Source organism: Chryseobacterium sp. WG23 (assembly GCF_024586575.1).
Taxonomy (GTDB): Bacteria; Bacteroidota; Bacteroidia; order Flavobacteriales; family Weeksellaceae; genus Chryseobacterium.
This window is the reverse complement of the sequence record NZ_JALCZE010000004.1, coordinates 128,376-140,739: the sequence shown is the minus strand read 5'-3', so window position 1 is coordinate 140,739 and position 12,364 is coordinate 128,376. Positions and strand designations below refer to the sequence as shown.

General features: G+C 37.2%; 9 protein-coding genes. All 9 read left to right on the top strand.

The features are described 5' to 3' along the window. Entirely contained in the window at positions 1-669 is a 669-nt protein-coding gene (locus tag MP477_RS07650) for a hypothetical protein (protein WP_230037623.1), read from the top strand. Positions 670-1,189: 520 nt separating this feature from the next. After that, the gene (gene rplK / locus MP477_RS07645; RefSeq protein ID WP_230037624.1) at positions 1,190-1,633 is read left to right on the top strand and encodes a 50S ribosomal protein L11; all 444 of its coding nucleotides are present in this window, start codon (positions 1,190-1,192) and stop codon (positions 1,631-1,633) included. A gap of 11 nt (positions 1,634-1,644) precedes the next feature. Continuing rightward, positions 1,645-2,337, top strand: coding sequence for a 50S ribosomal protein L1 (rplA, locus tag MP477_RS07640; protein ID WP_047493574.1), 693 nt, complete (start codon positions 1,645-1,647; stop codon positions 2,335-2,337). Positions 2,338-2,355: 18 nt separating this feature from the next. After that, entirely contained in the window at positions 2,356-2,940 is a 585-nt protein-coding gene (gene rplJ, locus MP477_RS07635) for a 50S ribosomal protein L10 (protein ID WP_230037626.1), read from the top strand. Positions 2,941-2,986: 46 nt separating this feature from the next. After that, positions 2,987-3,352, top strand: a complete 366-nt coding sequence (rplL, locus tag MP477_RS07630; protein WP_047493581.1) for a 50S ribosomal protein L7/L12 — start codon at positions 2,987-2,989, stop codon at positions 3,350-3,352. 276 nt (positions 3,353-3,628) lie between these two features. Then, positions 3,629-4,099: a hypothetical protein gene (locus tag MP477_RS07625; RefSeq protein ID WP_257189859.1), complete on the top strand. Its 471-nt coding sequence runs from the start codon at positions 3,629-3,631 to the stop codon at positions 4,097-4,099. Between the two features lie 131 nt (positions 4,100-4,230). Beyond that, positions 4,231-5,361: a hypothetical protein gene (locus MP477_RS07620; protein WP_257189858.1), complete on the top strand. Its 1,131-nt coding sequence runs from the start codon at positions 4,231-4,233 to the stop codon at positions 5,359-5,361. Positions 5,362-5,397: 36 nt separating this feature from the next. Then, a complete protein-coding gene (locus tag MP477_RS07615; protein ID WP_257189853.1) occupies positions 5,398-7,995 on the top strand; it encodes a T9SS type A sorting domain-containing protein in 2,598 nt (865 codons plus the stop codon). Positions 7,996-8,445: 450 nt separating this feature from the next. Then, entirely contained in the window at positions 8,446-12,267 is a 3,822-nt protein-coding gene (gene rpoB / locus MP477_RS07610; protein WP_230038299.1) for a DNA-directed RNA polymerase subunit beta, read from the top strand. Positions 12,268-12,364 lie beyond the last annotated feature (97 nt).

The following is a 12,364-nucleotide window of genomic DNA, read 5'->3' as shown; positions in this document are numbered from 1 at the left end:
ATGATAAGAAAAATTTATATTACAATAATAATGGGCCTGGGACTATTTTTGAATGCTCAGACCGGTAAAGTAGGAATCAAGACAGATAAACCCACAGAGACTCTTGATGTCAATGGGAAAACATATACCAACTCTTTATATCTTAGAAATCCCGGGGAGCCTACCATGACGGGAGGTAGCTTTTTGGCGACATCCGAAAACGCCCTTCAGCTGTATGATCCAAACCTGGAAAGCAGTGGATTATTCAATTATCTTAAACTTACCCTTACAGGTGTATCCGGTAACGGAATTGCAGACTATGATACCAAAATAGATGCTAATAACTTCCTTGTTGTTCTTCATAACTATTCATTTAAATTAAATGATGGCAGTACCAATGTGATGCTTGACTATGGTGATAATGGAATTAACGATAATAAACAGGGGTCACCTGATGTTACCGCTTTCAAAAGCAACGGAACATGGCATATAAAAGCAAAATTTTCAGACAGTAGAATAATTGCAACCAATACTTCCACTCCATCACGAACCTACAATAACTTTACGGTAGACCTTTACCTGATGGCTTATAGAAGATTGATCACAAAGCATAATATCAATGAGGTAAACGCTAATCTGGGAGGAACAGATGGTTCTGCACAAACAATTAACAAGCCGTCCGGTTTTTAATTGACACTACTATATATAAAAAGACTGCAGACAGCGGTCTTTTTATGTATGCAAAATACTTAATTGATATGTTGAGACCTAAGCCTTATATTATGGTAATAGCTGATAGGGGGGATGGAATAAAGGGAAAAGATATTGAAAGAGAAATATAAATTATAAAGATAAAATAGAGAGATAGGGATAAGATTGATCAGAAAGTAAAAGTTCTTAACAGCAACAAATGAGAAAAATAAGGATCTTGTTTTTATTTTAAAATGTGATGAATTGTTTTGAGTTTCTCCAATATAAAATATATCCTGAAGATAGTCAGTGAAAAAGCGGAATGAACTGATACTGTGAACTTCTATATATCAATTAATTTCTTAAAACTTTTTAAAAATCAGCAATTTCGGTTTGTAGTTTCAAAAATATTTTATACTTTTGCAATCCGAAAAGTAGGTTTATTGTTATGTGAGTGCATAACCTACTGAATAATAAATGCTTCCAAACTCATTAATTATTCAAACTAAAAAAAATTAAAATGGCTAAGAAAGTCTTTAAAATGGTAAAGCTTCAGGTGAAAGGTGGCGCAGCTAACCCTTCTCCACCAGTAGGTCCAGCTTTGGGTTCTGCAGGTGTGAACATCATGGAGTTTTGTAAGCAATTTAACGGAAGAACCCAAGACAAGCCAGGGCAAGTTTTACCTGTAGTAATTACAGTATACGAAGACAAATCTTTTGAATTCGTAATTAAAACTCCACCTGCAGCAATTCAATTAATGGATGCAGCTAAGATCAAAGGAGGTTCCGGTGAACCAAACAGAAACAAAGTAGGTTCTGTATCTTGGGATCAGGTAAAGAAAATCGCTGAAGATAAAATGGCAGATCTTAACTGCTTTACAATTGACTCTGCACTTTCTATGGTAGCTGGTACTGCTAGATCTATGGGATTAAAAGTAACAGGAACTAAACCAACTAACGCTTAAAACTTATTGAAATGGCAAAATTAACAAAAAAGCAAAAAGAAGCTTTAAGCAAAGTAGAGAAAGGTAGAATCTATAACCTTGAAGAAGGTTCGGCTCTTGTAAAGGAAGTAAACACTACAAAGTTTGATGCTTCTGTAGATATCGCTGTAAGATTGGGTGTAGATCCAAGAAAAGCAAACCAAATGGTAAGAGGTGTAGTATCTCTTCCTCACGGAACTGGTAAAGATGTTAAAGTATTAGCTCTTGTAACACCAGATAAAGAAGCTGAAGCTAAAGAAGCTGGAGCTGATTATGTAGGTCTTGACGAATATTTACAAAAAATAAAAGATGGTTGGACAGATGTTGACGTTATCGTTACTATGCCAGCTGTTATGGGTAAATTAGGTCCATTAGGTAGAGTATTAGGTCCAAGAGGTTTAATGCCTAACCCTAAATCAGGAACTGTAACTATGGAAATTGGTAAAGCAGTAACTGAAGTGAAAGCTGGTAAAATTGATTTCAAAGTAGATAAGTATGGTATTATCCATGCTGGTATTGGTAAAGTGTCTTTTGATGCTGCTAAGATCAAAGAAAATGCTCAGGAATTAATCCAGACTTTGGTGAAAATGAAGCCTACAGCTGCTAAAGGAACTTATGTGAAAAGCATCTACTTGTCTTCTACCATGAGCCCGGGTATTGCAATTGATACAAAATCTGTTAACTAATATTAAATCCTTAAGACGATGACAAAAGACCAAAAAGTTGTAGCAATACAAGAGATCAAAGACTTGCTTCAGGATGCAAAAGTAGTATACGTAGCAGATCTAGAAGGATTGAACGCTGCTAAGTCTTCAGATTTCAGAAGACAGGCTTTCAAACAAAATATCAAAGTAAAAGTAGTAAAAAATACACTTTTACAAAAAGCAATGGAGCAAATTGATGGGGTAGATTTCTCTGAAATGTTCCCAACATTCAAAGGTAACTCTGCAATCATGATTGCTGATACTGCGAATGCTCCTGCAAAATTAATCCAAGGGTTCAGAAAAAAAGAAGATAAGCCTGCTTTAAAGTCTGCTTACCTTCAGGAAACTTTCTATGTTGGAGACGAAAACTTAACTTCACTTGCTAACATCAAGTCTAGAGAAGAAATGATCGGAGAAATCATCGGATTACTTCAATCTCCAATTCAAAGAGTTGTTTCTGCTCTTCAAAACAAACCTGAAACAGTAGAAGCTAAAGCTGAAGAAGCTGCTCCGGCTGTAGAAGAAACTCCTGCTGAAGCTCCAGAAGCTGCTGCAGAAAGCACTGAAGAAACAAGTGCTGAATAATTATACTCAAAAAATTAAATAAATAATCAACAAAAACATTACAACAATGTCAGATTTAAAAAATTTAGCTGAAACGCTAGTAAACTTAACAGTAAAAGACGTAAATGAATTAGCTACTATCCTTAAGGATGAGTACGGAATTGAGCCAGCTGCTGCTGCTGTAGTAGTTGCTGCAGGTGGTGGAGAAGCTGCTGAAGAAAAAACTGAATTCGACGTAATTCTTAAGTCTGCAGGTGCTTCTAAATTAGCTATCGTTAAATTGGTAAAAGATTTAACTGGTGCTGGTCTTAAAGAAGCTAAAGATATCGTAGATGGTGCTCCAGCTGCAATTAAGCAAGGAGTTTCTAAAGACGAAGCTGAAGCTCTTAAGAAGCAATTAGAAGAAGCTGGTGCTGAAGTAGAATTGAAATAATTTTCAATTGTATTATAAATATAGAAGCCCGGGCATTTGCCCGGGCTTTTTTGTTGCCTGATAATCACCTGTTTAACCATTTAGTTTATAAATGTATTGAGATTTTATTATCTTAAATTCTATAATATTTAATTATTATTATCAATTTAATAATAATTAACATAATGTATTAATATTAATCTTTAATTAATGATAATTTTTATATAATTTTATCATTAAAAGATTGTTTTTATTGAAAAAATACTATATTTGCATCAAGGAAAAAACACAACACTATTGGATCGAAATTATTTTCTTTCATATAGTCACATCGCATTTCTTTTGCTGCTGTCGACTATAGGAAAATTAAATACCGGCTTTATATCTGCCGCAGTAAGCAATTCTGAATTGCTGCATTATACAGGTGTAAATACTACTGATTTACATTCTCGTATAGCCGTTACCTATTTACAGAAATCAATTGAGGATACAAATATCCTGCAGGCTGATAAGGGTAGATTTTATAACCATACTTTACAATGTAATTTTCCCATTCCCAGGGATAAAGACTCTATTTCTTTTGCTATAAATGGTTTTGAGCTTATTTCTGTCTGGAAAACAAGGATACAGTATGTAGAGTGTTTTGAAAGTACCCTACTTATATTTGAAAAGATTAAAAGATTTTACGTCAATTCTTTTAAACTGATCGATGGTTTTAAGTTTATTATTAAAATTCCGGATAAACTGGCCACTCTTTTTGTACAATAATATTTCATAAAAATTTTTACGGTCCTTAGGGAATTATAATACTGTTTCATTTGCACTTTTAAATGAGAAAGCTAAAGAAGTGCCTTTATAATAAAAAACGAACACAAAAAAACAACAAAGATTAACAAAGAATGAAAAACAAATTACTTACACTAGCACTCTTATCGGCAGGATGTTATCTTTCTGCTCAGGTAGGGATTAATACGAGTGGACCTCAGGCTACACTTGATGTGGTGGGCTTTCCATCAAATACAAATAAACTGGACGGCGTTATTGCTCCAAGGCTTACAGGAACACAGCTGAGCGCCAAAAATTATACAGCAGCCCAAACCGGAGCTATTGTATACGTTACAGTTTCTGAAGCTGCTCCTACCGGACAGACTGCAGAGGTTGTATCCCCTGGTTATTATTATTTTGACGGAACAAAATGGGGGAACTTAGGTACAGACTGGCGTACGGTTGGAAATGCCGGGACTACACCTGCCACAGCTGCTTTAGGAACAGATATTTCTACCGGAAGCTATTTAGGGACAAGCGATGGGAAGAATTTGGTACTGGCAACCCAGAAAAATGTCAAAGGAATTCTGGACCTGAATGGAACTCTACGCGGTGGAAATTCTAATACTGCCACAGGGCCATTTGCCTCTTTTACATGGGGGTCCAATAATACACTGACAAACAGTACGTCTTCCAATATAGCTTTAGGTAAGGATAATACTGTTTCTGCACAAGGGAATTTTCCTGCTGTTGCCATTGGATTAGGGAATACAGCTAGTAATGGCGCCAAAATAATAGGGAATACCAATAATGCATCCGGAGCCAATAATTTAGTCTTTGGAAATGGAAATACAGTAACAGGAATTATAGGATTGACACTTGGAAATAATAACACCAATGATGGAGGAATTGCTATAGGTGGTGGAAATACGGCAGCGTCCAACACTGTTGCCATAGGATCAGCAAATAATGTTTCGGGTGGTCAATCGATGGCTATAGGATTTACAGGAAAGGCATTGGCAGGACAATCGGTATATGCTAATAAAGTGCATGCCTTTTTTAATATCGGAAATGCTACGAATGCAATCGTAGGGATTAACATGATTCCTACTGCTGATACGGCTTCCGGTGCTGCTATTCAGATAAAGGGAATTGCTGGAGCTACTGCTTCATGTACGGCTGCTGAAGAAGGGGCAATCCGCTATAATGCCACGGCTAAAGTACACGAAGGCTGTAACGGAACTACATGGAAAGCTTTCTATTAAATAAAAATAAACACAAAATCTTTAAAAAATTAAAAAATGACCAAAAAATTATTCGAGAAATTAGCTGCAATGCTTATGACGCTGGTGCTGTCTGTAGCAGTATTTGCGCAGCAAGGCTATGAACCTATCCGAGGGATGGGAGTTGAAGCAAAACCTGTAAACAACTCAGGGATTTGCCTGGCATGTTACAACGGAAGCATGAATCCTGTGGTGGATGCCAGTCTGGATAACAGTGTAAATATGGGAAATTTCGCTTCCTTACTAAGTGGAAATGGGATATCTGTTAAAAACAAGAATACATCATATCCGGCAGGATATATTACCGGTTTTAATGTAGACCTTGGAACAAGCTTTATTACGATTGATCTGTTAAGCTCGTTAAGAATCAGTACCTATAAAAATGGTGTTATTCAGGAAACGACTACAAACAGTACGCTTTTATCAGTGCCTGCATTCGGGGGTAGCAAGAACAGAATATTCTTACACTTTAAGACTTCAAAAGAGTTTGATGAAGTAAGATTGTATCAGACGAATGTTCTTTCCGTATTCAGTGCGATGAATGTGTATTATGCATTTGCATTTGATCCGGCCAAGGTACCAACAGATAACAATGGTATTTGTGATGATATTATTGCAGGAAGTGGTGTTGATGGAAACATATCCGGAAGCAGCAGTTTCCTTGCTCCGCTTTCTTACGTTCAGAATAAAGAAAATATTGGAGACGGAAATAAAAACTCTTTCGGGAAAGTAGTTCTTCCGATAGGATTGTTAGGATCCTATTCAGTAGGGGTTTTGGATAAAAATCAGGTGTATCCTGCAGGCAACAGGACCGGATTTGTAATAGAGCCCGACGATCAGGGTAAACTGTTGAGTGCTGAGTTTTTGAAAAATATTACCATAGAAACTTATTTATTTGGCCAGCTTCAGGATTCAAAACAGTTATCAGACGGAGGCGGGCTAATCAATATTAAAGTGCTGGGCTATGGTTCCGGTAAGCAAAAGGTAACTCTTACCACTACCAAACCTTTCAATGAAGTTCGTTTGAAAATTACCCAGACTGTAGGGTTTAACCTGGGAGCACTTAAAGTATATTACGCATTCGAAGAACCAATGTCTTGTGAATGTGATGATAAAATTCAGACAAGCGGCTCTGCAATACCGGGAAATCTGGTGACAGGAGGAAGCTGGACTTCCGGACCTGGTTTTCTAGGTCTTATTCTGGCTAAAATGACAAATCCTGAAGCGATTGTAGATAACAATCCTGCCAATTATGCTACGGCAACAGTGCCTGCTGCATCTATCTTCAGTATTTTCTCTGCATTTGCCACAGTAAGCAGTAATGCGATGCTTCCTGCTAATACGGTAGCTGGATTTACGGTAGAAAAAGCAGGAAACCTTCTGGGAGTAAGTGTACTTGAAAGCATTACAGTGACCCTCTATAACGGAAATACGGTAACCAATACTTTTACAAGTTCAGGAAGCCTTATCAGTGGAAACTTCTTTACTACAAACTCTAACAAGTTCTATGTAGGAGGCAAGGCTACGAAACCTTTCAACCGTATGAAGATTACCTTTAATAGCGGAACAGCTGTTCGTATTCCTCAGAGCTATTATATCTATAATGCTTTTGCCAGCAAAGATGATGATAATGACGGAATTCCAAACTGTTTTGACAGATGTCCCGGAGGAGATGACAGTATAGATAGCAATGGTAACGGTATTCCTGATTGTGCAGAAGGATGTACAGTGGTTAATGATAAGTCTCCAACATTGGATACTGATGGTGACGGTATTGTTGATGCTTGTGATTTTGATTCTGACAATGACGGTATTCCTGACTCAACAGAAAACTTTGATGCCAACGGTAAATTTGAAGATGATGATGCGGAAGGTGATATTTTAATTACATCTATATTGGGAGACAGTGTTCCGAATTATCGTGATCTGGATTCTGATAATGACGGAGTGTTGGATCTATTTGAATCAGGTATTCCAACATCAGTAATCAATCAGATTGATGCAGATCATAATGGTGTTATTGATAGTGGTGTTGCAGTAGGAAATAATGGTTTGGCAGATGTATTGGAAACTTATCCTGATTCAGGAACTTTAAAATATCCTCTTAGGAATACCGATGGAGATGGCTTGCCGGACTTCCTGGACCTGATTTCCAACGGTTCGGATCTCGATCTGTACCAGATAGGAAAAGGAAATCTTGATACCCTGGGTGGTGGATTCATTTCTACAATTGATGATAAAGACAGAGACGGTATTCAGGCTGTTGTAGATACAGACCTTGTAAAGAGAGGTGCACCTGATTCTCCACTTTCTCCATATGCTTCATTGTTGAAAGATGCATCAATGAACGCAAAAAGTACAGGAGCTTCAGATGTAGCAGAGGTTGCCCATGATATTAAAGTATACCCTAACCCGGTAAAAGCTGGTGAAAGCCTTATGGTTACAGCGGCAGAAGAAGGAACTTACACTTTATTCTCAGCAGAAGGAAAGGCTGTGAAATCCGGTAAATTCTCTGCCCGTAACGGTATTGATACTGCTGCATTACCTACGGGAATTTATATTATTAAGATAGAAACTAAATCAACGGTAAAATCTTATAAAGTTATTGTGAAATAATTATAAGAAATCTAGTGTTTATAAAGGCTGCTCAGAAATGGGCAGCCTTTTTATTTTAATGTCCTCAAAATGAGGTAGATTATTTGTAATTGTGGATAAGTTTTTGTATCTTTGCCCCTCTTTTGGCGCTAAAAATTGTTTGTAAATTTATAAAATACTAAAAATCAGCTCTTTCAATGTATAATCATGGAAGGGATTTCGTATTTGTAGATACTGCGGTAATACAGCCTCAAAAGTAATAAAAATATTTTGCATTACGCTGTGAAAAGATATACCAGCGTTGCAGTTAGAAGTCAGATTGAAGACTTTAAGATAAAGAATAAAGAACAAAGACCGATGATTGCGCCAAAATTTTCTTACTTTTTCTTTTCTCTTACTTCTTTTCTCTTTACTCTCTTCTGATATTTTTTAATAAATCAAAATATTTTTTAACCCTTTCTTAAAAGTTTTATGAGTAAAACAAAATCAACAACTCAAGGAAATCCGAGAATTAACTTCTCATCAGCGAAAGGAAAAATCATCACTCCAGACTTTTTGGATATCCAAATCGAGTCTTTTAGAGAATTTTTCCAGCTTGATACACTTCCTGAAGCCAGAAAGACTGAAGCTCTTTACAAGACCTTCCAGGAGAATTTTCCAATTACCGATTCTAGAAATCAATTCGTATTGGAATTCCTTGACTATCTGGTAGATTCTCCACGTTATTCAATTGATGAGTGTGTGGAAAGAGGTCTGACTTATTCAGTGCCTCTAAAAGCAAGACTTAAACTATATTGTACTGACCCGGAACACGAAGATTTCCAAACAGTGGTTCAGGATGTATATTTAGGTCCGGTTCCTTATATGACGCCTAGTGGATCTTTCATCATCAATGGTGCTGAGAGAGTTATTGTTACGCAGCTTCACCGTTCACCTGGTGTATTCTTCGGACAGACTTACCACGCTAACGGAACCAAACTATACTATTCAAGAATTATCCCTTTCAAAGGATCTTGGATGGAATTTACAACAGATATCAACAGCGTAATGTACGCGTATATCGACCGTAAGAAAAAGTTACCATTAACAACTTTATTAAGAGCTATCGGTTACGAATCTGATAAGGATATCCTTCAGATCTTTGACCTTGCTGAAGAAGTGAAAGTTTCTAAAGCTGCCCTTAAAAAAGTAGAAGGGAGAACATTGGCTGCGAGAGTATTGAACACTTGGTTCGAAGATTTCGTAGACGAAGATACAGGTGAAGTAGTTTCTATTGAAAGAAACGAAATCATCTTGGATAGAGAGACTATCCTTGAAAAAGAACATTTAGATCTTATCCTGGATGCTGGTGTGAAATCTATTCTGATCCACAAAGAAAACAGCAATGAATTCTCTATTATCCAGAATACATTACAGAAAGACCCTACTAACTCTGAAAAAGAAGCAGTAGAGTACATCTATCGTCAGTTAAGAAATGCAGATCCACCAGATGAGGAAACAGCAAGAGGAATTATTGAAAAATTATTCTTCTCTGAGCAGAGATACTCTCTTGGTGAAGTAGGACGTTACAGATTGAATAAAAAATTAAGTCTGAACATCCCAACTACCACTGAAGTTCTTACAAAAGAAGATATTATTGCGATTGTAAGACACTTAATTGAGTTAGTAAACTCAAAAACTGATGTGGATGATATTGACCACTTATCAAACAGAAGAATTAAAACTGTTGGTGAGCAGTTAGCAGGACAGTTCGGTGTAGGTCTTTCAAGAATTGCAAGAACAATCAAGGAAAGAATGAACGTTAGAGATAACGAAATCTTTACTCCACTTGATCTTGTAAATGCTAAGACATTAACATCAGTAATCAACTCGTTCTTTGGTACCAACCAGCTTTCTCAGTTCATGGACCAAACCAACCCGCTATCAGAAATCACGCACAAGCGTAGACTTTCTGCACTAGGGCCTGGTGGTTTATCAAGAGAAAGAGCAGGTTTCGAGGTTCGTGACGTTCACCATACACACTACGGAAGAATTTGTCCGATTGAAACTCCGGAAGGACCAAACATCGGTTTGATTTCATCTTTAGGTATTTATGCGAAAATCAACAGACTAGGTTTCATCGAAACTCCATACAGAAAAGTAGAAGACAGTAAGATTAATCTTACTGCTGATCCTATCTATCTTAATGCAGAAGACGAAGAAGACAAAGTAATTGCTCAGGCAAACGTTGAATTGAATGATAACGGAGAATTCTTAACAGACAGAATTATTGCCAGACTTGATGGTGATTATCCTGTAGTAGAGCCAGCTCAGGTAAACCTTATTGACGTTGCACCAAACCAGATCTCTGGTATTTCTGCTTCATTAATTCCATTCCTGGAGCATGATGATGCGAACCGTGCGCTGATGGGATCCAACATGATGCGTCAGGCAGTTCCTCTATTGAAGCCACAAGCACCAATCGTAGGTACAGGTCTGGAACAACAAGTTGCGAAAGATTCAAGAATTTTGATCAATGCAGAAGGTACAGGTACTGTAGAGTATGTGGATGCTGACAAGATCACTATTAAATATGAAAGAAGCGATGACGAAGATTTAGTACAATTCGAGTCTGCTACTAAAACATACAACCTTACTAAGTTTAGAAAAACTAACCAGAGTACAACAATTACCCTAAGACCAAACGTAAGAGTAGGTGATGTAGTGGAAAAAGGACAGGTACTTTGTGACGGTTATGCTACTGAAAAAGGAGAATTAGCTCTTGGTAGAAACTTAGTGGTAGCGTTCATGCCTTGGAAAGGGTACAACTTTGAGGATGCAATTGTAATCAACGAAAAAGTGGTACGTGAAGACTGGTTTACGTCAATCCACGTAGATGAATATTCTCTTGAAGTTCGTGATACCAAATTAGGTATGGAAGAGCTTACGGCAGATATTCCAAACGTTTCTGAAGAAGCTACTAAAGATCTTGACGAGAACGGTATGATCAGAATCGGTGCTGAAGTGAAGCCTGGAGATATCATGATTGGTAAAATTACTCCAAAAGGTGAATCTGACCCGACTCCTGAAGAAAAACTTCTTAGAGCAATCTTTGGTGATAAAGCTGGTGATGTAAAAGATGCATCATTAAAAGCCGATTCTTCATTAAGAGGGGTGGTGATCAACAAGAAATTGTTCTCAAGAAACATTAAAGACAAAAAGAAAAGAACTGAAGAAAAACTTAAACTTGAAGAGATTGAAAACACTTACAAGGCTAAGTTTGACGAGCTGAGAAATACTTTAATTGAAAAATTAAATACACTGGTAAGCGGTAAAACTTCTCAAGGGGTACAAAATGACCTTGATGAAGAAATTATCGGTAAAGGTGTGAAATTTACTCACAAATTATTGACTTCAGTTGAAGATTATGTAAACGTTAGCGGTTCAGACTGGACAGTAGACGCTGATAAAAATGAATTGATCAAACAATTGATTCACAATTACAAAATCAAATTTAACGACATTCAGGGAGTTAAAAACCGTGAGAAATTTGCTATTTCAATCGGAGATGAGCTTCCGGCAGGGATCATGAAGTTGGCTAAAGTTTACATCGCTAAGAAACGTAAACTGAATGTAGGAGATAAAATGGCAGGACGTCACGGTAACAAAGGTATCGTTTCAAGAATCGTTCGTGAAGAAGATATGCCATTCCTTGAAGACGGAACACCGGTAGATATCGTATTGAATCCACTAGGGGTACCTTCTCGTATGAACATCGGTCAGATCTATGAAACAGTTCTTGGATGGGCAGGTCAGAAATTAGGAATGAAGTTCGCTACACCAATCTTTGATGGAGCAACTCTTGACCAGATTACTGAATATACAGAAAAGGCAGGTCTTCCTAAATTTGGTAACACTCACCTTTATGATGGGGGTACCGGAGAAAGATTTACTCAGCCGGCTACTGTAGGTATTATCTACATGCTGAAACTAGGACACATGGTTGATGATAAGATGCACGCACGTTCTATTGGTCCTTACTCATTGATTACTCAGCAGCCGTTAGGAGGTAAAGCTCAGTTCGGTGGACAGAGATTTGGAGAGATGGAGGTTTGGGCTCTTGAAGCATTCGGAGCATCAAATATTCTAAGAGAAATCTTAACTGTGAAGTCGGATGACGTGATTGGTAGAGCAAAAACTTATGAAGCAATTGCAAAAGGTGAATCTATGCCTGAACCAGGTATTCCGGAATCATTCAATGTATTACTTCACGAGTTACAAGGACTTGGACTTGATGTAAGATTGGAGGAGTAATTAAAAGATTTAATTATTAAAAAATTAAAACATTAATTAACTCTGAGATGATAAGAGCGAAAGTAATTTTAAATCTTTCAATCTTTAAATCTTTTAA

Bases quoted from the DNA above. Each gene is read 5' to 3' on its own strand.
- rplJ (WP_230037626.1), top strand. From the start codon at position 2,356: ATGACAAAAGACCAAAAAGTTGTAGCAATACAAGAGATCAAAGACTTG.
- MP477_RS07620 (WP_257189858.1), top strand. From the start codon at position 4,231: ATGAAAAACAAATTACTTACACTAGCACTCTTATCGGCAGGATGTTAT.
- rplL (WP_047493581.1), top strand. From the start codon at position 2,987: ATGTCAGATTTAAAAAATTTAGCTGAAACGCTAGTAAACTTAACAGTA.
- rpoB (WP_230038299.1), top strand. From the start codon at position 8,446: ATGAGTAAAACAAAATCAACAACTCAAGGAAATCCGAGAATTAACTTC.
- rplK (WP_230037624.1), top strand. From the start codon at position 1,190: ATGGCTAAGAAAGTCTTTAAAATGGTAAAGCTTCAGGTGAAAGGTGGC.
- MP477_RS07650 (WP_230037623.1), top strand. From the start codon at position 1: ATGATAAGAAAAATTTATATTACAATAATAATGGGCCTGGGACTATTT.
- rplA (WP_047493574.1), top strand. From the start codon at position 1,645: ATGGCAAAATTAACAAAAAAGCAAAAAGAAGCTTTAAGCAAAGTAGAG.
- MP477_RS07615 (WP_257189853.1), top strand. From the start codon at position 5,398: ATGACCAAAAAATTATTCGAGAAATTAGCTGCAATGCTTATGACGCTG.